Origin of the sequence: Nocardia sp. NPDC049220 (assembly GCF_040647855.1) — a bacterium.
Taxonomy (GTDB): Bacteria; Actinomycetota; Actinomycetes; order Mycobacteriales; family Mycobacteriaceae; genus Nocardia.
Window position 1 is genome coordinate 675,092 of record NZ_JBEZDA010000001.1, and the last position, 21,853, is coordinate 696,944.

The window sequence follows — 21,853 nt, forward strand, 5'->3', positions numbered from 1 at the left end:
GAGAAGTGATGACGACGATGTCGCTACGACCGCGCGCTGGCGCGACGAGACCACACCGCCGCGTCGCCGCGTGGCGACCGCTGGGCCGGGTCGTGCCATGGGCCGCCGCGGCTGCCCTCCTCGCCGCGTGCAGCGGACCGGGTGCCGACGTCTCCGCGCCCGCACAGACACCGATCGCCGCGGGCACGGTGAAGTCGGTCGCGGTGGTGACGCACGGCAGTCCCGGTGACGCGTTCTGGAACGTCGTCAAGAACGGCGCCGAGGCCGCGGGCAAGGATCTGGGCATTCGCGTGGAGTACAACGCCTCGGGCGATCCCGGTCAGCAGGCGAAACTGATCGACAACGCGGTGGCGCAGGGTGTGGACGGCCTGGTCGTCTCGATGGCCAATCCCGAGGCACTGCGCAGGTCCGTCGAAAAAGCGGTCGCGGCGGGCATTCCCGTGGTGACCATCAACTCCGGCGAGGCGGAGAGCGCGCAGTTCGGCGCATTCGTCCACGTGGGCCAGAGCGAATCCCTCGCGGGTCAGGCTGCCGGCAAACGGCTCGCCGCCGCTGGGCGCGGCAAGATGCTGTGTGTGATCCACGAGGCGGGCAATATCGGCGCGAACGAACGGTGCGCTGGCGCCACCAAGGCTTTCGGAAACGCGACCACGCTGCAGGTGGACATCAACAACCCGACCGACGCGCAATCCCGGATCAAGGGCGCGCTGGAGGCCGACCACTCCATCGATGCGGTGCTGACGCTGAACTCCCAGGTCGCCGCACGCGCAGTGGACGCGGTGCGGGAGGCTCGGTCGGCCGCCTCGGTGGCGACCTTCGACCTCAATCCCGATGTGGTGGAGGCTATCCGGGCGGGCAGGTTGCTGTTCGCCGTCGACCAGCAGCAGTACGAACAGGGCTATCTGCCGATCGTGCTGCTGCGGCTGTACCGGTCGAATCTGAATACCGTCGGAGGCGGCACGCCGGTGCAGACCGGTCCCGGTTTCGTCGATAAGAGCAACGTCGGCGCGGTGGCCGCGCTCGTCGCGCAGGGCACGCGCTGAGGTGAATGACATGACCGTAGTGACCAAGACCGATGCCGCGCAGGACCGGTCCGTGGGCCTCGCGGGCCCCTCGACGCTGCAGCGCTTGTTCGTGCGCCCGGAGATCGGGGCGGCGCTCGGCGCGCTGCTCGTCTTCGTGTTCTTCTCGAGCATCACCGAACGGTTCCTCAGCCCGCTCGGTGTGGCGACCTGGCTGGACGACGCGTCCACTCTGGGCATCATGGCGGTGGCCGTCGCCCTGCTGATGATCGGCGGCGAGTTCGACTTGTCGGCGGGCGTGATGACCGCCTCCACCGCGCTGGTCACCGCACTGCTCGCGGTGCACGCCGGATGGAACGTGTGGTTCGCGCTGCTGGCCTCTCTGGCGTTCGCGCTGAGTGTCGGCGCGTTCAACGGCTGGGTGGTGATGCGAACGGGGTTGCCGAGTTTCATCGTCACCCTGGGCACGTTCCTCGCGCTGCAGGGCCTGAATCTGGGTGTCACGCGGCTGGTCACCGATACGGTGCAGGTGTCGGGTGTGCGCAGCGCGCACGGATACCAGTCGGCGGGCTGGGTGTTCGCCTCCACGCTGAATCTCGGTGACGCCCGCATCCAAGCCTCGGTGATCTGGTGGATCGTGCTGACCGCCCTCGCCGCGATCGTCCTGATGCGCACCAGGTTCGGCAACTGGATCTTCGCGGTGGGCGGCGCGCTGCCCAGCGCCCGCGCGGTCGGCGTGCCGGCGGATCGCACGAAAATCCTGCTGTTCATGGGGACCGCGTTCGCGGGGTGGGTGGTCGGCTCCTGCAATATTCTCCGGTTCGCGAGCGTGCAGGCCAACCAGGGTGTCGGGCTCGAACTGCACTACATCATCGCGGCGGTGGTCGGGGGCTGTCTGCTGACGGGCGGCTTCGGCTCGGCGGTCGGCGCCGCGATCGGCGCGCTGATCTTCGGCATGGCGCGCCAGGGCATCGTGTTCGCACGCTGGGACAGCGACTGGTTCATGCTGTTCCTCGGCGTGCTGCTGCTCGCGGCGGTGCTGGTCAACAATAGATTCCAGAAACGAGCCGAAAGGGTACGCCGATGACCCCCCTCATCGAAGCAGTAGACCTCGGCAAGAGCTACGGCGGCGTCGTCGCATTACGCGAGGTGTCCACCGTGGTGAACGCGGGCGAGGTGACCTGCGTGCTCGGCGACAACGGCGCGGGCAAGTCCACGCTGATCAAGATCCTGGCCGGGGTGCACCAGCACGACCGTGGCGAGCTGCGCGTCGAGGGCGAATCGGTCCGGTTCTCCGCGCCGCGCGCGGCATTGGATCGCGGCATCGCCACGGTGTACCAGGACTTGGCGGTGGTGCCGCTGATGAGCGTATGGCGCAACTTCGTGCTCGGCTCCGAGCCCACCATCGGATACGGCCCGTTCCGGGTACTGGATCGCAAGAGGAGCCGCGCGGTCACCCGAACGGCGTTGGCGGACATGGGGATCGACATCCATGACCTGGAGCAGCCGGTGGGCACCCTGTCCGGTGGCCAGCGGCAGTGCATCGCGATCGCGCGGGCGGTGCATTACGGCGCGAAGGTGCTCATCCTCGACGAGCCGACCGCGGCGCTGGGCGTGAAACAGGCCGGCGTTGTGCTGAAGTACGTGGTGCAGGCCCGCGACCGCCGACTCGGCGTCGTACTCATCACGCACAATCCGCATCACGCCTACCCGGTCGGGGATCGGTTCCTATTGCTGAAGCGCGGTGCGGTACTCGGGAGGTACGAGAAGTCGGAGATCGACGTGCAAGAGTTGACTCGCCAGATGGCGGGGGGCGCGGAACTGGAGGCATTGCAGCACGAATTGCGGCGCGTGGTGGCGCCGTGAGGCGATCCGGGCAGGAGGTGAACTCGTGACCGATCTGGAGGCGTTGACCATCGGACGAGTCGGGGTCGATTTGTATCCCGAGCAGAGCGGCGTCGGACTGGCACAGGTGCGGACCTTCGCGAAGTTCCTGGGTGGCACCGCGACCAACGTCGCGGTGGCCGCCGCCCGGCTCGGCCGCCGTTCGGCGGTGCTGACCAAAGTGGGGCCCGACGGCTTCGGCGAGTTCGTGCGCTCAGCGCTGGCGGAGTTCGGTGTCTCGCCTCGTTACGTCACGACCGCGCCGAATCTGCTGACGCCTGTGGTCTTCTGCGAACTCGCGCCGCCGTCGGATCCGCCGCTGCTGTTCTATCGGGCGCCGATCGCGCCGGATCTCACCCTCACCGAGGATGAGGTCCCGTGGGACGTGGTGGACGCGGTGCCGCTGCTGTGGGTGACCGGTACCGGCGTGAGCGCGGAGCCGGGACGCAGCACCCAACGCGAGATCCTGCGACGGCGCGCCTGCCGCGGGCACACGGTGCTGGACCTGGACTACCGGCCGATGTTCTGGCCCGATGCGGACACCGCGCGAGTCGAGATCGGCTGGATGCTCGACTATGTGAACGTGGTGGTCGGCAACCGCACCGAGGTCGAGGTGGCGGTGGGCACCGCGGACCCGGACGCGGCGGCCGACCGGTTGTTGGCGCACGGTGTCCGCCTCGCGGTGATCAAGCGGGGCGCCGAGGGGGTGCTCGTGGCCACCGAATCCGAGCGTTGGACCGTACCGGCGTGTCTGGTGCAGGTGGTGTGCGGGCTCGGCGCGGGCGACGGATTCGGCGGCGCGTTGATCCACGGCCTGTTGTCGAAATGGGACCCGCAGCGCATCGCCACCTTCGCCAACGCGGCGGGCGCGCTGGTCGCCTCCCGGCTCGCCTGCGCGGACGCGATGCCCACCAGCGCCGAGATCGAGGAAATGCTGTGCGGTTGAGTCGGAGCGCGACCGGCCGCCGATGCGCCATCGAGGAGTCACTGTGCATGTGACCGACGAACGATGGCGTGAACTCCTCCGCGTCCGCGCGACGGACCCCGCGGCGGTCGAACGGGTCTATGCGAAAAGAGTGCGCCGTCCGAACCTGCTCGCGGGCAAACAGACCCTGTTCCTGGTCGCCGCGGACCACCCGGCTCGCGGCGCACTCGGCGTCGGCGCGGACCGGATGGCTATGGCCGATCGGCGCACGCTGCTGGAACGGCTGCTGATCGCGTTGGCCAACCCGGATGTCGATGGCGTGCTCGGGTCACCCGACGTCGTGGAAGAGTTGCTGCTGCTGGGCGCCTTGGACGACAAGGTCGTGATCGGCTCGATGAACCGCGGTGGACTGGCGGGCGCGGAGTGGGAGATCGACGACCGTTTCACCGGCTACAACGCCGAATCCCTTGCCCGTTTCCGCCTCGACGGCGGCAAAATGCTCCTGCGCCTCGTCGATTCCGACGCGGGCACGGTGCCGACCTTGCAAGCCTGCGCGCAGGCGGTCTCCGAGTTGGCGGCACACGGGATGATGGCGATGGTCGAGCCATTGCCCTACCATCGTGACCATTCCGGCGCGCTGGTGATGAGTAAAGACGCGCCGTCGCTGTCCAGGGCGATCACCGTCGCTTCCGGTCTCGGCGTCACCTCTGCCTTCACCTGGCTCAAAATTCCCGCGCCGCAGGATATTTCGGTGCTGGACGCGACGACCCTTCCGGTACTCGTGCTCGGCGGTGTGCCCTCAGGGGACCCGGCGGAAGATCTGGCGTTCTGGGCAGGGGCGCTCGGCCACGATGTGGTCCGCGGGCTGGTCGTCGGACGCACCTTGCTGTACCCGCCGAACGGCGATGTCGCCCAGGCGGTGGACGCGGCCGCTCGACTGCTGAAGGAGGTCCGATGAGCCGCAACGCCAGAGCGGGTGCGATGACCCTGCATCGGCCCGAAGGCACGTTGCGCCGCGGGAATGATCCGATCGTGCTGACACCCGAGGACGCGGGGTGGACCTACACCGGTCTGCGGGTGCTGCGGCTGCGCGCGGGCACCACACGGACCGTACGGACGGGCGAGTTCGAGGCGTTCGTCCTGCCGCTGGCCGGCGCGTGCACGGTGCGCGTAGACGGTGCGACCTTCGCGCTGACCGGACGGGAATCGGTCTTCACCCGGGTGACCGATTTCGCCTATGTCCCGCGCGACGCCGAGGTGGAACTGGTGGCCGAGGGCGACCTGGAGGTGGCGCTGCCGATGGCGCGTTGCACGAACCGCCTCGAGCCGAGATATGGTCCCGCGGAACATGTTCCGGTCGAGGTCCGTGGCGCGGGAAGTGCGACGCGCCAGGTCACGAACTTCGGGGTGCCCGGCGTCTGGCAGCACGCCGACAAACTCAACGCCTGTGAGCTGATCACTCCGGACGGCAACTGGTCGTCCTACCCGCCGCACAAACATGACGAGGCGAGCGACTGCGAGGTCGTCAACGAGGAGATCTATTACTTCCGAATCGCCGGGCGCGATGGGATCACTCCCGCGCAAGAGGGATTCGGCATGCACCGGACCTACGCGGCCGACGGGAGTTCGGAGGAGAACGTCGCGGTGCGCGACGGTGACGTCTTTCTGATCCCGCACGGCTACCACGGACCATGTATCGCCGCGCCCGGCTACCCCATGTATTACCTGAACGTCTTGGCTGGTCCCGCCCAGGATCGGTCGATGGCGTTCTGCGATGACCCGGCGCACGGCTGGGTCCGCGCGCGGTGGACCGCCGAACCGATCGACCCGCGCTGTCCCGTCACCAACCACGAAGGACGGATCGGATGAAACTGACCGCGGCGCAGGCACTGGTGGCTTGGCTGATCGCCCAGCGCTCCGAGACGCTCGACGGCCGCGAAGTGCCGTTGTTTCCGGCCGTGTTCGGGATCTTCGGGCACGGCAACGTGCTCGGCCTCGGCACCGCGCTGCACGAGCGGCGCGACGAGATCCCGGTTTGGCGCGGGCACACCGAAGAGGGGATGGCACTCGCCGCCGTCGGTTACGCCAAGGCCACGCATCGTCGCCAGATCGGTGTCGCGACGTCGTCGATCGGCCCGGGGGCGCTGAACATGGTGACGGCGGCTGGCGTCGCGCACGCGAATCGCCTTCCCCTGCTGCTGTTGCCGGGGGACACCTTCGCCGGGCGGGCGCCGGACCCGGTATTGCAACAGGTCGAGCACTTCGGTGAACCGACCGTGACGGTGAACGACGCGTTCCACGCGGTCAGCCGGTACTTCGACCGCATCACCCGTGCCGAGCAGCTGATCTCGACACTGCCCCAGGCTGTTCGAGTGCTCACCGATCCGGCGGACGCCGGACCGGTCGTGCTGGCGCTCCCACAGGATGTGCAGGCCGAGACGTACGACTTCCCCGAGGCGCTGTTCGTCCCGGTCGTACACCGCGTCGTGCGGGTACGTCCAGATCTTCGGGCACTCGCCGAAGCCACTGCCGCGCTGCGGACCGCACGGCGTCCGCTGCTGGTTGTCGGCGGCGGCGTCCGATATTCCGGTGCCGGGCCCACCACGCTGGAATTCGCGGAGCATCATGGCATTCCGGTCGTGGAGACCACCGCGGGCCGCACTCTGGTACCACACGACCACCCGTTGTACGCGGGCCCGCTCGGCGTCACGGGGTCGGCATCGGCGAACGCGATGGCAGCCGAGGCCGATCTGGTCCTCGCGGTCGGAACCAGGCTGCAGGACTTCACCACGGCATCCTGGACCGTCTTCGCGCCGGAGGTCCGCCTGGTGACGGTCAACGCGGCACGGTTCGACGCGGTCAAACACGGTGCCCTCGCTGTTGTCGGCGATGCCGAGGCCAGCATGCGGGAAGTGGCCGGCCAGGCGGGGCGGTGGCGGGTCGACCCGGCGTGGACGGCCCGCGCCGCGGTTCTGCGCAGCACCTGGGACGCACAGATCGACAAGCTGCGCGCACCGACGCCGGGAACCCCGAGTTATGCCCAGGTAGTCGGCGCCGTGAACGAGTTGAGCGGGCCCGACGACTACGTCATGACGGCGTCCGGCGGATTGCCGGGTGAACTGGTGGGCGGGTGGCGTGCCGCGGGTGGTACGCCATCGATGGACGTCGAGTACGGCTTCTCCTGCATGGGGTATGAGCTGGCGGGCGCGTGGGGCGCGGCGATGGCGCACCAGGGCGGCGTGGTGACGACGCTGCTCGGGGACGGCTCCTACCTGATGTCGAATTCGGAGTTGTTCTCGGCGGCCTTCGCCGGCCATCCGTTCATCGCGGTGGTCTGCGACAACGACGGCTACGCCGTGATCGCCCGGCTGCAGGAAGGTCAAGGCGGTGCAGCATTCAACAACTTCTACGCCGACTGCCGCACCAACCATGAACAGCCGCCGCGTGTCGACTTCGCCGCCCATGCCGCCGCGCTGGGATGCATCGTTTTTACCGCCTCGAACTCGAGTGAGTTCCGCGATTCCTATGCGCGGGCCCGGGTGGCGGCGGTCGATGAGCGCCGTCCGGCCGTCGTCGTGGTGCGCACCCAGCCGTCCGCGTGGACCGACGCCGGCGCCTGGTGGGAGGTCGGTGTGCCGGAGCACCTGTCCGGGCGGCCCGGCTACGACGAGAGGAAGCCGAGCCAGGTGCGCTATCTGCGGCCCTGAACAGGCCTCGACGACGGACGCCCGGCCTCGTCCAGCCCGAACCCCGAAGATTCGATCATGCGTGCGGTACACTGTAAGTCGTTGGGGCACAAGGAAACTAGTACAAGCGAGAATCGGTGACGAACGCGTCGTAGCAGTGCTCATGATGCTCGACGCGGTTGTCCATGCGTCGGGGTGTGCTCGTCGAGAACGACGGCGGAGCTCATCCGGCGAGAAGTGGCGGGCATCGGAGTGGCTTTTCCGGGCGGTTCGACCGCATCGGTGCCCGAGTATGCGTGGGAGGTGACTGACGCAGCCCGCTGGTGAGCGTTGGATAGCTCACAGTTCAGGGGGCTGGAGGTGGAGTAATTCGACGGATCGTGGCATCGTTGATCTATGAGACCAGGGAATCTCCATTACAACAACCTGGCTCGTCTACAGAAAGTATGAAATGGCTCAAGGCATTGTGAAGTGGTTCAACAGCGAGAAGGGCTTCGGCTTCATCGCGCAAGACGGCGGCGGCCCCGACGTCTTCGTGCATTACTCGGCTGTGAGCGGCGCGGGTTTCCGGTCCCTCGATGAGGGGCAGCGCGTAGAGTTCGAGATCGGCCAGGGACAGAAGGGCCCGCAAGCCCAGGACGTCCGCGTTCTCTGATCGCGACTTAGCTTTCAAAAGGCCCCGCACCGGGACGGTGAGGGGCCTTTTCCCTGTCCAGATGAATTTTTGGGCTGCCAAGGTGCGGCACGCCGCGTCGACGGGCGGCGGATCGGTCACAATCCACCATCGGTGGCACACAGCGGCGGTGCGAGGGTGCGCGATCTCGAGGTCGGCGTCGAGCTGAGGATCGGGTCGCCGGCGTATCTCGCCGCCGGGTTTTCGGACCCGGTGGCCGCGCAATCACGAATCCAACGCATGCCCGCGGGTGTGCTTACCGGGCGGTGTGGCGTGTGCGGTCTTGCGTGCGCGGGGCGGTCGTTTCGTTGCTTCCGCTCGAACCTGGCCGGTCCGGTCCTGGGGGACGTTTTTGCTGATGTCGGCGCGTGCGGTGATACCGAGTTTGTGGAAGACGGCGGCCATTTGTGCGTCGACGGTTCTGCCGGAGTTGCCCCGGCGGGCCGCGATGGCGGTGTTCGTCCACCCCGCGGCGGCCAGGATCGCGACCTGTTGCTCGGCTACGGTCAGTTGATCCCAGCGAAAGGATGCGTTGTTCTTGGCAGGATGGTCCATCGGCATCGTATCGATGGACAGGGTGCCCAACGCCAAGCGCTGCACTTCTTGCAATTCGGGCCGTAACAGGGTGCCCTGTCGATACGCGGCGGCGAATTCGTCCGTTCCCAATATGCGGAGGGCGACATCGGTCGCCCGCTTTGTTTCCTCGGCGACCAGTGCCATTTCGTTGAAATTGACACCAGGGCCCGCATGGAGCGTCGCGGCCCCGCCGATGAGCTGAGCGGTTTCAATGGCCAATGCCTTGATTCTCGCCTGGTCGGCGCTTCCGCCCGCGATCAGATCCGTCAGGATTTGTGCCAGTGACCACGTCTGGATATGCACCGCGAGCGATGCGCCCCACTGGTCACGCTCAGCGACCAGGACTGCCAACGTTGTGCGTGTGACTGCCAATGCCTCGGTGGGGTCACCATGTTTGGTCAAGGCCATCGCCCACACCAGCTCGGCCAATTCTTTCGCCCACCCTGCACCGGTCGCGGTGGCGTGATCGAGGTGATCCCGCGTGATGGTCAGGGCCTGCTGTGGTTGTCCCAGGAAGGCCGCTGCCAGGGCTTCGTGCCACTCGCTTCGTCCCTCGCCGCCGGGGTCGCCCAGGACTCGGTACTTCTCGCGGGCACGCCCCAACACCGTGATAGCCCGCGGGTCGCGGTGCGCTACGAGCAGTTTCACTCCCCACACGAATTCGACGGCAGCGGGAAGGCCGATGTCGATCTCCGCGGTCTGTTGCCAGTTCTGTCGGATATTCGCGTCACTGATGCACACGGCGACGCATTCGTCGAGCGTCTGTTGGGCGTCCTCGCTCCTGCCCTGGATCAGAGCGAGCCAGCCGACGAAAACCATTGCGGCGGTTTGGAGTTCGGTCGACTCGGCGGTCAGTGCGCGGGTGGCCTGTAGGGTCCGTTCGGCCCAGCGTCGGATCTCTCGGGGCGAAGCCTTGAAGATGGGCAGGACGATCAGAGCCGCGGAGATCTCCAGACCGATTTCCGGCTCGCTCGAGGCGAGGCTGGTCTCGATCGCGGTCACGATGTTGTCCCACGCCGCGCGGGCCGCCGAGGTGTATCCGGCGGGGTGGAACCAATTGAGCTGCGCGGCAACCACTTTATCGCGGTAATAGCGGCGGTGTCGCCGTGCGAGGCGCGCTGGTTCGTCGATCTCGTTGGTGGAGCGTTGTGTGAGTCGTTGCTGGGCGAACAGCCGAATGCTTTCCAGCAGCGAGTAGCGCACCGATGTCGGGGTGATGTGTGTGGTCACCAGCGACTGGTCGGCGAGCCGCTCCAGCAGGCCCTCGATCTCGGCGGTCGCCAGGTGCACGGACGTGGAGGGCTCGTCGGTGAATTGCCCATCTCGTCCGGAGGTCGGTTCGTCGGAGCAGACGGCTTCGATGGCTTCCACTTCGGCGCCGACGTCCAGCGCGGAGTCGTCGCCGTCCTCGGGGTTGGTGTCGTAGCCTGCGGAGAAGGCCGACATGCGGTCCAGAAGCAGCCGCTCCTTGTCCGAGCACAGGTCATACGACCAGGCGATGACATCATGAACCCCTTGATGGCGGGCCTCGGCGCCGACGCGTGGCCAGTGTGGCCATCGCATTCGTTTGTCGGTGGCGGCTCCGTTCAATTCCGGAACGATCGTCGCCAACGGTTGGCGCAACAATCGTGCCGCAGCCAATCGGATGAACAGCGGATGTCTATCCAGATGACGACAGATCAGGTCGGCCATCGCCATCTGATCCTGGTCCGCTATCGGGTGACCGGCGAGTTCGGCACGTTGCCGGAACAGGGCCAGTGCCTGCTGTTGGGTCAGCGGGGGAACCGTGACGAGATGCTCGTCGACCCACCCGGTCGGCTGGCGGCTGGTCGCCAGAATCGACAATCCCGGCACCGCGGCCAACAACTCCGCGATCAATTGCCCTGCGGCGGGCAGGACATGCTCGCAGTTGTCCATGACCAGCACGGTCTGCAGGTTCCGGCCGCCCGCGTCGGTGCTGGTCAACGCACCGACCAAGGCATCCCACCCCGATTGGTCCGAGAAATCGAAGTCGGCGTCCACTACCGAGCGCGTCAGCTCGTCCTCGACGGCCGCCGCATCGCAATCCCTGGCCAGCCGCGCCAAGCGCACCCAATACACCGGTGTGCGTTTGGCCTTGCGATATCGGCGCAGTGACTCGGTGGCGAGTCGTGTCTTCCCGATCCCACCCGAACCGATCAAGGTCACCAACCGGGTCGAACCCAGCAGGAGACTGGAGATCTTGTCCAGCTCCAGATCACGGCCGACGAAATGATCCGTGACCGTCGATCGATCTCCAAGACGCTCACGACCCGTCACCGCCGACATACGCACCGAGCGTACTCGTCTCGACACGCCGTTACCGAACACCGAGTTGGGCTCCGCGGATCGGGCGACCGCCGGTCGGCGGATGGTGGCGGAAGACCTCACCGCGCGCAGGCGGATTCCCGTGCGGTCGTCGTGGTCGGGGTGCCGATCCCGCGCACTACCTGTGCCGGCCTCACCGGGTGAGCACCCATCGGCCACGGTGTCGGCTGGATCCGAAAGTGCGGTAGGCGTCCGCAGCCTTGGCCAGGGCGCTGTGCCGGCTCCGGCCGGTTCCAGGACGCCCTGTGCGGTCAGGGTGAGCATGTCTTGTGAAAGGGTGCCGTCGGGAACACGCGGCCGAGGTGACGGTAATGCCATGTTCTGTCGCGGGTTCGAGGCCGGGGAAGACTCCGACGTGGGCACCGTGCTCGCGGAACGGCCGCAGCGCGCCTCCTGCGTCAGGCGGTGTCCAGCACCGCGTCGAAGCCGGTCGCCCGGTCCCGAGGATTGTCCGATCGACCGTGGTCAGGTGTGCTCCTCGGGTATTCGCGAAGCACCGCTCCGCAGTGGTTCGAACCATACGAAGCACTGCTCCGGCAGCGAAGCGGAGGAGACGAGTGTCCGACAGGGGTCTCCACTTTTTCCGTTGAACGAAGAGGGCCGGTGCCGGTCTGAACTGCTCCCCGGAAGTTGGACTGAGAAATTCAGTTCCGACCTCCGGGGAGTAGTTCAGTCGGCGCCGGCCCTCGTGTGCGAGTCAGCGGCGCGCCACGGCGGTATCGGCGGACATCCGAGCGAGTTCGGCTGCTACGCGCGCTGGATGCGTCAGTTGGGGGAAGTGTCCCGTGTCCTCGATCGAGATCGGATCGATCGGCGTCGTGACGGCGAGCGGATCGGCGGAGCCGACGACTATCCGCACCGGCGTCTCGATCCGGTCGAGTAGCGCACGCAGTTCATCGCGTCGGGTCGGTGCGCTCGCGCGCCGCAGTGCGGCGACGGTGCGCGCGGCAACCCCTGGCCTGCCCAGGTTCGCCGCTGCGCTCGCGACGGCCGCGCTCGGTGGCACACCGAGTCGTTCGGCCAAGGCCGCGGCCGACATCCGACGCAGCGCCACCGTCGCCAGTGGTGAGCGCGGCAACAGGCCGGACCGTGGCTGCAAGAATGCGGGTGCGATCAAGACGACTCCGGCGACCCGCTCCGGGTACGCGGCCGCGTACCGCAGTACGGGTCCGCAGCCGAACGAATGCCCTACCAGCACAGGGCGAGTGCGCACCGTGGCGAGCAATGTCGGTAGCACCGCGTCGATCTCGCCGGGCGCCGATCGTCCGAGCCCCGGCAGGTCGACGACCAGGCTCGGGGTGTCGAGTTCGGCACGGACCGCGTGCCAGGACTCGCCGTCCAGCGGCAGTCCGTGCATCAGCACGTAAGCCGGTTGTTCGCGTTCGCCGGAAACCCAGATTCCGTCGATGAATCCACCGGTCGGATCGCCCTCGGCCACGCCGAACCGGCTGGAGACGAGATGATCGGCCCATGCGCGCACCGTCGCCGCGGTGGGCGGCATGGTGAGCCCGGCCCGGCGCGCGACCTCGTCCGCGGCGGAGGTGTCGTAGCGGTCGTCGGCGATGAACGTCAGCGCTTCCGGATCGGCGCCGGTGAGCGCGCGCGGGAGCCTCGCCACGACGCCGACCGGAACCGACAGCCATGGCGCACGGACCCGTAGATGGCTGGCGAGCAAGCGAATCAGGTCCGGCAGCACGGGAGTTCGAGTGTCGAGGATGGTGTAGGACCGGCTCGCGGTGTCCGGCAGGGTGGGCAGGCTGATCAGGAAGTCGGTGAAGTACTCCAGATCGACGATCGGCACGAAGGTGTCTCGGCCGCCGGGAATCGCCGCGAGCCTGCCGCGCCACAGGTCCTCGACCATGCTCGCCAGCCCGACGTACTGACCGGGGCCGATCACACTGCTCGGGTTCGCGATGGTCAGTGCGATACCGAGGTCGGCCGCACGTTGCCGCAGCAGCGGATCCGATTCGAACTTGGATGCGCCGTAAGCGCCTTTCTCGTAGTGCTGTTCGTCGGATTCCTCGACGGTGATCCGGTATCCGGTGATGTGCACGACGCGGCGCAGATCGGGCTGTGCGGCGGCCCAGTCCAGGACGCGCAGCGCTCCGGTGACATTGACCGCGTAGGCGTCCTCGTGCGCGAGTCCGAAGGCGAATCGGGCCGCGCAGTTGTACACATCGCGGATGCCGGACGGCTCGAACCAGGCAGGCAGGCCGAGGCCGGGTGCGGCGACGTCGCATACCACTATCTCCAGCCGGTCCAGGTTCACACCGCGTTGGCGCAGCCACTCGGTGAGCCGTTCCGTGCTGCCGGCCCGCAGCGCGGCGATGACGGAATGTCCCTGCTCGAGCAGGCGGGCGACGGCGGCTCGGCCGAGGAACCCGGCGGCGCCGAACACGATGCTGTCGGACATGAAATTCTCCTTATAGACCGGTCTACATATTTTAGGGACAATCGAGAATTGTTGGGGTGAAGCACTATTCGAATCTCAGAGCAGGGCTCGGATGGTGCGTGCGACACGCTCCAGCGGCTCGCGACTGCGTTGGGTGCGGGCCAGCAGCAGCGCCCCCTCGGCCATGGCGAGCAGTGTGACGGCCAGATCGTCGGCGTCGGCGCGGCCGTCGGCACGCAGTCGGATCCGTAGCGCTTGCTCCCATGCCGCGTAGGCGGCGGCGCACTCGGTTTGGATCTGGTCGTTGGCGGCCGCCACGTCGAGGGCGACCGTGGCGACCGGGCATCCCTGCTGCCAGTCGGACGCCTCCAGGCGGTCGCCGAACAGGGTGAGCAGCGCGGTCGCCGCGGCGGCGGTATCGCCGGGCGGGATCGCGTCGATCAGCGCTGTGATTTCTCTGCCCGACAGGGCGATCGCCTCCGCGACGAGTTCGTCCTTGCCGCCGGGAAAGTGGAAGTAGAGCGAGCCGCGCGGTGCACCGCTCGTCGCCAGGATCTGGTTGAGACCCGCCCCATAATAGCCGCCCTGCTCGACCAATCGGCGCGCCGCGTCGACCAGTTTGCCGCGTGTCTCGGTTCCCTTGGCACCCATGTCGCCACTGTAGACCGGTCTTCATATTTTCGCGAGCGATCGCTACTGACAACGGCCACCCACCAGGTGGGAGAAGGGGTCGAAATCGCGCGCACTAAGCTGATCTGCGGTAAATGCCGACCCCATTCCTCAGGAGTACCCCACAGTGAGCCAAGCAGGCCGTCCCGTAGTTCTGATCGCCGACAAGCTCGCCCAGTCGACCGTCGACGCGCTCGGTGACGGTGTCGAGGTTCGGTGGGTCGACGGCCCCGACCGTCCGGCCCTGCTCGCCGCGGTGCCGGAGGCCGACGCGCTGCTCGTGCGCTCGGCGACCACGGTCGACGCAGAGGTCCTGGAAGCCGGGAAGAACCTGAAGATCGTCGCCCGCGCGGGTGTCGGTCTGGACAACGTCGATGTCCCCGCCGCCACCGAACGGGGCGTGATGGTCGTCAACGCTCCCACCTCGAACATCCACACCGCCGCCGAGCACGCGGTCACCCTGTTGCTGTCGGCCGCGCGTCAGATTCCCGCCGCGGACGCCACCCTGCGCGAGCGCACCTGGCAGCGCAGCAAGTTCAACGGCGTCGAGATCTTCGACAAGACCGTCGGCGTAGTCGGCCTCGGCCGCATCGGCCAGCTGTTCGCCGCGCGCCTCGCGGCCTTCGAGACCAAGATCGTCGCCTACGACCCGTATGTGTCGCCCGCACGCGCCGCGCAGCTCGGCATCGAGTTGCTGAGCCTCGACGAGTTGCTCGAGCGCGCCGACCTGATCTCGATCCACCTGCCGAAGACCCCGGAGACCAAGGGCATCATCGGCAAGGAGGCCATCGCCAAGACCAAGCCGGGTGTGATCATCGTCAACGCCGCCCGCGGTGGCCTGGTCGACGAGGACGCACTGGCCGAGGCGATCAAGTCCGGCCACGTGCGCGCCGCCGGCCTGGACGTGTTCGAGACCGAGCCGTGCACCGACAGTCCACTGTTCGGTTTGCCGCAGGTCGTCGTGACCCCGCATCTGGGTGCTTCCACCGCCGAGGCGCAGGACCGCGCGGGCACCGACGTCGCGAAGTCGGTGCTGCTGGCTTTGGCCGGTGAGTTCGTGCCCGGCGCGGTGAACGTCACCGGTGGCACCGTTGGCGAAGAGGTCGCGCCGTGGCTGGACATCGTGCGTAAGCAAGGCGCCCTGCTCGGCGCGCTGTCGAGCGAGTTGCCGGTCAGTGTCGAGGTGCAGGTGCGCGGCGAACTGGCCGCGCAGGATGTCGCCGTACTGGAGCTCTCGGCGTTGCGCGGGGTGTTCTCGGCGCTGGTCGAAGACCAGGTCACTTTCGTCAACGCGCCCGCCCTGGCCAAGGACCGCGGTATCACCGCCGAGGTCACCACCGTGTCGGAGAGCCCGAGCCACCGCAGCGTCGTCGACCTGCGCGCCGTGTTCGGCGACGGCCGGACTCTGAACGTCGCGGGCACGCTGACCGAGCCGCAGCAGGTGGAGAAGATCGTCAACATCAACGGCCGCAACTACGACATGCGTGCCGAGGGCCTGAACCTGGCCATCCTGAACTACGCGGACCAGCCGGGCGCGCTGGGCAAGATCGGCACGAAACTCGGCGAGGCGGGGGTGGACATCCTCGCGGCGCAACTGACCCAGGATGTCGACAAGGAAGGCGCGACGGTGGTGCTGCGGGTCAACCGCGAGGTGCCGGCCGACGTGCAGACCGCGATCGCCGAGTCGGTCGGTGCCGCCAAGATCGTCCTGGTCGATCTGTTCTGACCGGGTCGGGGCTGTTGTGCCTCGAAACTGAGCGTGCCTCGAAAACCTCGAGCGAGTGCCCCGAAACCTGGAGCGACGCCGCGCACCGAGCAACTCGGGCGCGGCGTCTGTCTGCCGAACCGCGATCGCCGTGCGGGTCCCGGTTCGGGTGGGCGTCCGCGGTGAGTTCGCCGCAGCGCCCGGTGCTCGACTACCCGGCCGGACCAAGTACCGTGACGGTGCCGCGGACTTCCGGCCGGACAGTCGGTGCTTCACCCCGACGGCCACACCATGCCGCACGATGGGACGGCCGCGGTCGGCAAAATCGAACGGAGCATTGTTGTCATGAAGCTTGCTGTCATCCCGGGCGACGGAATCGGGCCCGAGGTCATCGCCGAGGCGCTCAAGGTACTCGACGTGGTCGTCCCCGGCGTCCAGACGACCGAGTACGACCTCGGCGCGCGTCGTTACCACGCGACCGGCGAAATCCTGCCGGACTCGGTGCTACCGGAGTTGAAGCAGCACGATGCGATTCTGCTCGGCGCGATCGGTGATCCGTCGGTGCCCAGCGGCGTGCTGGAGCGCGGGCTGTTGCTGCGCACCCGATTCGCCCTGGATCACCACGTGAACCTGCGCCCATCCAAGCTCTTCCCCGGTGTGGTCAGCCCACTGGCCGGCAACCCCGACATCGATTTCGTGGTGGTGCGAGAGGGCACCGAGGGCCCCTACACCGGCACCGGCGGCGCGATCCGGGTCGACACCCCGCACGAGGTGGCGACCGAGGTCAGTACCAACACCCGCTTTGGCATCGAGCGCGTGGTGCGCTATGCCTTCGCCACTGCGCAGGCCCGCCGCAAGAACCTCACGCTGGTGCACAAGAACAACGTGCTCACCTTCGCCGGTTCGCTCTGGCAGCGCACCGTCAACGAGGTCGCGGCCGAGTTCCCCGATGTCGCAACGGCATACCAGCACATCGATGCCGCGACCATCCACATGGTGAACGACCCGGGCCGCTTCGACGTGATCGTCACCGACAACCTGTTCGGTGACATCATCACCGACCTCGCCGCTGCCGTGAGCGGCGGCATCGGCTTGGCCGCCAGTGGCAACATCGACGCCTCCGGCGCGAATCCGAGCATGTTCGAGCCGGTGCACGGCAGCGCCCCCGATATCGCCGGGCAGGCCAAGGCCGATCCGACCGCGGCGATCCTGTCGGTCTCGCTGCTGCTCGATCACCTCGGTAACACCGAGGCCGCGGCGCGTATCGAGTCGGCCGTCGCCAAGGACCTCGAGTCCCGCTCAGCTCCCGCCTCCACCGCGGAGATCGGCGACCGAATCGCCGCCACCGTCTGACCCGGGACGGTCTCGCCCCGACTCGGCTCAGGACTTTGCGCTGAGCCGAGTCGCGGGCGTTGCCTACAATCCGCCCGCGCAGCGGAGCCGGTTCAGCGCGCGCGGTGCCGGTCGATGGGCGTGAATCCGGTGGCGGCTAAGGTCAATTGATCTCGCGTGGTACCAGGGGTACTGCTGCTGCGGCGACGATGGCGGCGAGTAGGAAAGCAATGGGAAAGCCGCTGGCGGTGATCAGTCCGCCGAGTGCCGGCGGTACGGCGGCCATGGCCAGGTTCTGGCCGGTGTTCTGGATGCCGAGGCCCCGGCCGCTCCAGTACGGGCCCGCGATCTCGGCGACCGCGGTGAACGCCAATCCGTTGTCGGAGACGGTGATCACGGACGCGGCGATCAGCAGCGGGATGGCAGCCCACCACCAGTGGGCCCACGCGGTGATGCCCAGTGCGGTCATCGAGAGCACGGCGGCGATGGCGACGGTGCGCAGCGGGCCCATCCGGCTGCCGACGCGATCCGACCACGCCCCCGCGCCGATACGGCCGAGCGCGCCGAGGAGCTGGGTGGCGGTCACCAGCACGCCCGCGGCGGCAAGCGACCAGCCGATGTCACGGTGCAGCCACAGCAGTGCGAACGTCCACACGGTGCCCTGCGGGACGACCAGCAGCACCGAGACCAGGTGGATTCGCCACAGCGTCGCGTCCTCGCGATAAGGGTTGACGCGCAGCGCCGGATCGGCGGTGGACGCCTCCGGCCGCGGCGGATCGACGATGCCGAGCCGACAGCCGACGGCGGCCACGCCCGCCATGATCGCAGGCACCAGAATGGCGGCGGGCACACCATAGGCCGTTGCGACGGCGGGAATCGCCAGCGCGCCGATACCCACACCCAGCGGCTGCGCGGTCTGCCGGATTCCCATGGCCAGCCCGCGCCGATGCGGCGGGAACCAGCCGACGATCACCCGACCGCTCGCGCCATTGGTACTGGCCGCCCCGATACCGCCGAGGAACAGCAGTGCGCCCAAGGCTATGTCGTCGGTCGTGACCGCGGCCGCGCAGCCGGCCACCAGCATCAGCAGTGGACCACCGACCAGCACCTTGCGTTCGCCGATTCGGTCGACCAGGTATCCCCATGCAATCAGCGTGCACACCAACCCGACGGTCGGCATGGCCACCAGGAGGCCTGCGGTAGCCAGCGGGAGGCCGCGATCGGTCAGTGCGGGCAGCAGGAATGCCACGCCGTGGATGAAGACCGCGCTGGACGCTTGCGCGAAGACCCCGAGGCCGAGCATGGACCACCGTCTAGCTTCGTGCAGCTGTGTCAAGGTAGCCACCGGCACCACCTTTTTCTCATTATCTGGGATTGAATTCCCAGTTTGTGAACAAGCGTGCTTACCGTACACCCGCGCCAGAGCGGACTCGGCGCAACGACGCTGTTGAATTGCGCACAGCAGGTGCGAGCGCGGGGCGGTCCGGACGCGATTGCGTACCACTCGGTCGGGCGCGTTCGAGCAGGTAGCGATGGGTCGATAGACTGCCGAGCATGCGTCTAGGTCGAGTTGCCAGTCCCGAAGGAGTCGCCTTCGTCAGTATCGAAGGCGAAGCGGGGAACGGAAGTAATGCGGGATCAGAAATCGCCAAGGAGATCGCGGAACACCCGTTCGGCACGCCGACGTTCACCGGGCGGAGTTGGCCGCTGGCCGATGTGCGACTGCTTGCGCCGATCCTGGCGAGCAAGGTGGTCTGCATCGGCAAGAACTATGCCGCGCACGCGGCCGAGATGGGTGGCCCAGCGCCTGCCGACCCGGTGATCTTCCTCAAGCCGAATACGTCGATCATCGGGCCGAACGCCCCGATCACCTTGCCGCCCAGCTCCGCTCAGGTCGACTACGAGGGGGAGCTGGCGGTGGTCATCGGCCGCCCGTGCAAGGACGTTTCTGCCGCTCGTGCGCTGGATGTCGTGCTCGGATACACCGTCGCCAATGATGTGACCGCGCGCGACCAGCAGCGCCACGACGGCCAGTGGACCAGAGGTAAGGGCTACGACACATTTTGTCCGCTCGGCCCATGGATCGAAACCTCCTTGGACCCTTCGGATCTGGAGATCGTCACCGAACTCGACGGCGAGGTCCGGCAACGTAGCCGTACTTCGCTTCTGCTGCACGACATTCCGAAGCTCATCGAGTGGATCACCACCGTGATGACCCTGCTGCCGGGCGATGTCATCCTCACCGGCACCCCGGAGGGCGTCGGCCCGATGCAGAACGGGCAGCAGGTGTCGGTGACCATCGAGGGCATCGGAACTCTCACCAATCCCGTTGCCGCCAAACGCTGATCGAAAGAGAGCCATGACTGAAGTACGGGTCCGATTCTGCCCGTCACCGACCGGAACGCCGCACGTGGGCCTGGTCCGGACGGCGTTGTTCAACTGGGCGTTCGCCCGCCGACACGGCGGAACATTCGTCTTCCGTATCGAGGACACCGATGCCGCCCGCGATTCCGAGGAGTCCTACCAGGCGATTGTCGACGCGCTGCGCTGGCTCGGCCTGACCTGGGACGAGGGGCCTGAGGTCGGCGGCCCCTATGCACCGTATCGGCAGTCGCTGCGAAAAGATCTGCATCTGGACGTCGTTCGACGTCTGCTGGCGGCGGGGGAAGCCTACGAATCGTTCGCTACGCCCGAGGAAGTCGAGGCACGTCATCGTGCCGCCGAGCGTGATCCGAAGCTCGGCTACGACAACTACGACCGTGACCTGACCGCCGAACAGATCCAGGCGTATCGAGATGCGGGCCGCCCAGCGGTGATTCGGCTCCGCATGCCCGACGAGGACCTGTCCTGGCACGACCTCGTGCGCGGCGAGACCACGTTCAAGGCGGGCAGCATGCCGGACTTCGCGCTCACCCGCGGTACCGGTGATCCGCTGTATACGCTGGTCAATCCCGTCGACGACGCGCTGATGCGGATTACCCACGTATTGCGCGGCGAGGATCTGCTCTCCTCCACTCCGCGCCAGATCGCTCTTTATGCCGCGTTGCGCAGGATCGGGGTCACCGACTTCACTCCGGAGTTCGGCCATCTACCGTTCGTCATGGGCCAGGGCAACAAGAAGTTGTCCAAGCGTGATCCAGAGTCGAATCTGTTCGCTCACCGCGACCGTGGATTCATCCCTGAGGGTTTGCTGAATTACCTCGCACTGCTCGGCTGGAGCATCGCGGATGATCGCGACGTGTTCACGATGGAAGATATGGTCGCCGCTTTCGATATATCGAAAGTAAATTCGAATCCGGCTCGTTTCGACCAGAAGAAGGCGGACGCGATCAATGCCGAGCACATCCGGTTGCTGGAGCCGGGTGATTTCGCGGGGCGACTGCGGGAGTACTTGACCGAACACGGTCACATAGGCGCGGAAATCGATGAGAAGGTATTCGCGACGGCGGCCGAACTGGTGCAGACCAGGATTGTGGTTCTGTCGGACGCCTGGGAACTGTTGCGTTTCTTGTTCGCGCCCTTGGATCAGTTTGCGATCGACCCCGCCGCGGGCGCCAAGAATCTAGGCGCGGACGCTACGCCGATAGTGCAAGCCGCTATTGCGGCAGTGGACCCGCTGTCGGAGTGGACGACACCCGCGCTCGAAGAGGCGTTGAAGACGGCACTCATCGATGATTTGGGGCTCAAACCGCGTAAGGCCTTCGCGCCGGTGCGGGTCGCGGTGACCGGGTCGCATATCAGCCCGCCGCTGTACGAGTCGCTGGAGCTGCTCGGCCGGGAGGTCACCCTGGACCGGTTGCGTGCCGCACTGGTCTGGACTCCAGCGGGCTGAGCGCGCGGATCCGGCCGAAAATACGGCTTTGACCAGTCGATTTGTAGTTAACCGGTAGCCGTTTGGTACTCTTCTTCTCGGCCCGGAACACGGTATCGAGTCACCCAGACTCGAGACCGAACGACCTGGTCATTGGGGTATGGTGTAATTGGCAACACAGCTGATTCTGGTTCAGCCATTCTAGGTTCGAGTCCTGGTACCCCAGCGGAGTGTGTTGGTCGACTTCGGTTCATGGCCGAAATCAATACAGCAACCGGCGATTTGGTCGCCGGGCTTCGGCCGGTTAAGCTTGCCGAGCCTCCTGATCGAAAGATCACCACGGCGCTGCTCGCGAAAGCGAGAAGCACTCCTGGCCCCGTCGTCTAGCGGCCTAGGACGCCGCCCTCTCAAGGCGGTAGCGCGGGTTCGAATCCCGTCGGGGCTACGCGAAAAAAGGTCCATGCTCATCCAGAGCATGGACCTTTTTGTTTCGGCCATGTTCTGGGGAGGCGCAACCCCCATGACCCGTCTGGCCGGCTGCGGCTCCGATGCTCGGTTCGGGTCTCGTTCGTCCCTGGTGGAGCGTCGATTCGCCCGGGTGGCCCGGACTGGCAGGTGGTAGGCCGGGTGGTGACGTCGCCGGTGCGGGTGACCAGACGGTTGAGAGGCATCGTCATCGGGTGCGGTCAAATGTGCTGGTTCTCGCACTATGTTGGCTGTTTCCGGGGATGCTTGGCACGTCGCTTCGGTCGGCCCGGTTCCCGGTTCAGCTTTTCGGCCGGCAATTTCCCTGGTCAGAGCGATGTATCGAGTCGTCCGGGCGGAATAGTCC

16 protein-coding genes and 2 tRNA genes are annotated in these 21,853 nt (G+C 67.0%); 14 read left to right on the top strand and 4 right to left on the bottom strand.

The features are described 5' to 3' along the window. Positions 1 to 8: 8 nt before the first annotated feature. The 8 genes from AB0C34_RS02865 (at position 9) to AB0C34_RS02900 (ending at position 8,172) form a co-directional block, all read left to right on the top strand. Positions 9 to 1,043, top strand: coding sequence for a sugar ABC transporter substrate-binding protein (locus AB0C34_RS02865; RefSeq protein ID WP_357066826.1), 1,035 nt, complete (start codon positions 9 to 11; stop codon positions 1,041 to 1,043). Positions 1,044 to 1,053: 10 nt separating this feature from the next. Next, complete coding sequence (locus tag AB0C34_RS02870; protein ID WP_357066828.1) at positions 1,054 to 2,109, top strand: ABC transporter permease; 1,056 nt, start codon at positions 1,054 to 1,056, stop codon at positions 2,107 to 2,109. Next, positions 2,106 to 2,888 carry an ATP-binding cassette domain-containing protein gene (locus AB0C34_RS02875; protein ID WP_357066830.1) on the top strand — a complete coding sequence of 261 codons (783 nt, stop codon included), beginning with the start codon at positions 2,106 to 2,108 and terminating at the stop codon, positions 2,886 to 2,888. The genes AB0C34_RS02870 and AB0C34_RS02875 overlap by 4 nt, the downstream gene beginning before the upstream one ends. A 25-nt stretch (positions 2,889 to 2,913) precedes the next feature. After that, positions 2,914 to 3,852: a 5-dehydro-2-deoxygluconokinase gene (iolC, locus tag AB0C34_RS02880; protein WP_357066832.1), complete on the top strand. Its 939-nt coding sequence runs from the start codon at positions 2,914 to 2,916 to the stop codon at positions 3,850 to 3,852. Between the two features lie 22 nt (positions 3,853 to 3,874). Then, positions 3,875 to 4,789 carry an aldolase gene (locus AB0C34_RS02885; RefSeq protein ID WP_357066834.1) on the top strand — a complete coding sequence of 305 codons (915 nt, stop codon included), beginning with the start codon at positions 3,875 to 3,877 and terminating at the stop codon, positions 4,787 to 4,789. 23 nt (positions 4,790 to 4,812) lie between these two features. Next, on the top strand, positions 4,813 to 5,700 hold the full coding sequence (gene iolB / locus AB0C34_RS02890; RefSeq protein ID WP_357068418.1) for a 5-deoxy-glucuronate isomerase: 888 nt from the start codon (positions 4,813 to 4,815) through the stop codon (positions 5,698 to 5,700). Next, positions 5,697 to 7,538, top strand: a complete 1,842-nt coding sequence (gene iolD, locus AB0C34_RS02895) for a 3D-(3,5/4)-trihydroxycyclohexane-1,2-dione acylhydrolase (decyclizing) (protein ID WP_357066836.1) — start codon at positions 5,697 to 5,699, stop codon at positions 7,536 to 7,538. The genes iolB and iolD overlap by 4 nt, the downstream gene beginning before the upstream one ends. Before the next feature lie 430 nt (positions 7,539 to 7,968). After that, the gene (locus AB0C34_RS02900) at positions 7,969 to 8,172 is read left to right on the top strand and encodes a cold-shock protein (RefSeq protein ID WP_054814460.1); all 204 of its coding nucleotides are present in this window, start codon (positions 7,969 to 7,971) and stop codon (positions 8,170 to 8,172) included. A 243-nt stretch (positions 8,173 to 8,415) separates the two neighbouring features. Here the strand turns inward: AB0C34_RS02900 and AB0C34_RS02905 are convergent, their stop codons facing one another. The 3 genes from AB0C34_RS02905 to AB0C34_RS02915 all read right to left on the bottom strand — a co-directional run bounded on the left by AB0C34_RS02905 (position 8,416) and on the right by AB0C34_RS02915 (position 14,155). After that, on the bottom strand, positions 8,416 to 11,073 hold the full coding sequence (locus AB0C34_RS02905) for an AAA family ATPase (protein ID WP_357066839.1): 2,658 nt from the start codon (positions 11,071 to 11,073) through the stop codon (positions 8,416 to 8,418). Between the two features lie 736 nt (positions 11,074 to 11,809). Then, a complete protein-coding gene (locus AB0C34_RS02910; RefSeq protein WP_357066841.1) occupies positions 11,810 to 13,525 on the bottom strand; it encodes an alpha/beta fold hydrolase in 1,716 nt (571 codons plus the stop codon). A gap of 75 nt (positions 13,526 to 13,600) precedes the next feature. Further along, positions 13,601 to 14,155 (bottom strand): TetR/AcrR family transcriptional regulator, encoded by a 555-nt coding sequence (locus tag AB0C34_RS02915; RefSeq protein WP_357066843.1) that lies wholly within the window; start codon positions 14,153 to 14,155, stop codon positions 13,601 to 13,603. 145 nt (positions 14,156 to 14,300) lie between these two features. Between AB0C34_RS02915 and serA the strand changes: the two genes are divergently transcribed. Then, positions 14,301 to 15,899 carry a phosphoglycerate dehydrogenase gene (gene serA, locus AB0C34_RS02920; RefSeq protein WP_357066845.1) on the top strand — a complete coding sequence of 533 codons (1,599 nt, stop codon included), beginning with the start codon at positions 14,301 to 14,303 and terminating at the stop codon, positions 15,897 to 15,899. A gap of 324 nt (positions 15,900 to 16,223) precedes the next feature. Further along, positions 16,224 to 17,231 (top strand): 3-isopropylmalate dehydrogenase, encoded by a 1,008-nt coding sequence (locus AB0C34_RS02925; protein WP_357066847.1) that lies wholly within the window; start codon positions 16,224 to 16,226, stop codon positions 17,229 to 17,231. Between the two features lie 142 nt (positions 17,232 to 17,373). Here the strand turns inward: AB0C34_RS02925 and AB0C34_RS02930 are convergent, their stop codons facing one another. Continuing rightward, positions 17,374 to 18,555 carry an MFS transporter gene (locus AB0C34_RS02930; RefSeq protein WP_357066849.1) on the bottom strand — a complete coding sequence of 394 codons (1,182 nt, stop codon included), beginning with the start codon at positions 18,553 to 18,555 and terminating at the stop codon, positions 17,374 to 17,376. A gap of 209 nt (positions 18,556 to 18,764) precedes the next feature. Between AB0C34_RS02930 and AB0C34_RS02935 the strand changes: the two genes are divergently transcribed. From AB0C34_RS02935 to AB0C34_RS02950, 4 genes are all read left to right on the top strand, one after another. Beyond that, positions 18,765 to 19,556: a fumarylacetoacetate hydrolase family protein gene (locus AB0C34_RS02935; protein ID WP_357066851.1), complete on the top strand. Its 792-nt coding sequence runs from the start codon at positions 18,765 to 18,767 to the stop codon at positions 19,554 to 19,556. A gap of 13 nt (positions 19,557 to 19,569) precedes the next feature. Next, positions 19,570 to 21,042, top strand: a complete 1,473-nt coding sequence (gene gltX, locus AB0C34_RS02940; RefSeq protein WP_357066853.1) for a glutamate--tRNA ligase — start codon at positions 19,570 to 19,572, stop codon at positions 21,040 to 21,042. A gap of 133 nt (positions 21,043 to 21,175) precedes the next feature. Then, positions 21,176 to 21,247: transfer RNA gene (locus tag AB0C34_RS02945), tRNA-Gln, on the top strand. 146 nt (positions 21,248 to 21,393) lie between these two features. Continuing rightward, positions 21,394 to 21,466 (top strand) — tRNA-Glu (locus AB0C34_RS02950). Positions 21,467 to 21,853 lie beyond the last annotated feature (387 nt).

Coding starts and splice junctions, on each gene's coding strand:
- gltX (WP_357066853.1), top strand. CDS start 19,570: ATGACTGAAGTACGGGTCCGATTCTGCCCGTCACCGACCGGAACGCCG.
- AB0C34_RS02875 (WP_357066830.1), top strand. CDS start 2,106: ATGACCCCCCTCATCGAAGCAGTAGACCTCGGCAAGAGCTACGGCGGC.
- AB0C34_RS02905 (WP_357066839.1), bottom strand. CDS start 11,073: ATGTCGGCGGTGACGGGTCGTGAGCGTCTTGGAGATCGATCGACGGTC.
- AB0C34_RS02885 (WP_357066834.1), top strand. CDS start 3,875: ATGCGCCATCGAGGAGTCACTGTGCATGTGACCGACGAACGATGGCGT.
- AB0C34_RS02935 (WP_357066851.1), top strand. CDS start 18,765: ATGCGTCTAGGTCGAGTTGCCAGTCCCGAAGGAGTCGCCTTCGTCAGT.
- AB0C34_RS02910 (WP_357066841.1), bottom strand. CDS start 13,525: ATGTCCGACAGCATCGTGTTCGGCGCCGCCGGGTTCCTCGGCCGAGCC.
- iolD (WP_357066836.1), top strand. CDS start 5,697: ATGAAACTGACCGCGGCGCAGGCACTGGTGGCTTGGCTGATCGCCCAG.
- AB0C34_RS02865 (WP_357066826.1), top strand. CDS start 9: ATGACGACGATGTCGCTACGACCGCGCGCTGGCGCGACGAGACCACAC.
- AB0C34_RS02900 (WP_054814460.1), top strand. CDS start 7,969: ATGGCTCAAGGCATTGTGAAGTGGTTCAACAGCGAGAAGGGCTTCGGC.
- AB0C34_RS02915 (WP_357066843.1), bottom strand. CDS start 14,155: ATGGGTGCCAAGGGAACCGAGACACGCGGCAAACTGGTCGACGCGGCG.
- AB0C34_RS02925 (WP_357066847.1), top strand. CDS start 16,224: ATGAAGCTTGCTGTCATCCCGGGCGACGGAATCGGGCCCGAGGTCATC.
- AB0C34_RS02870 (WP_357066828.1), top strand. CDS start 1,054: ATGACCGTAGTGACCAAGACCGATGCCGCGCAGGACCGGTCCGTGGGC.
- iolB (WP_357068418.1), top strand. CDS start 4,813: ATGACCCTGCATCGGCCCGAAGGCACGTTGCGCCGCGGGAATGATCCG.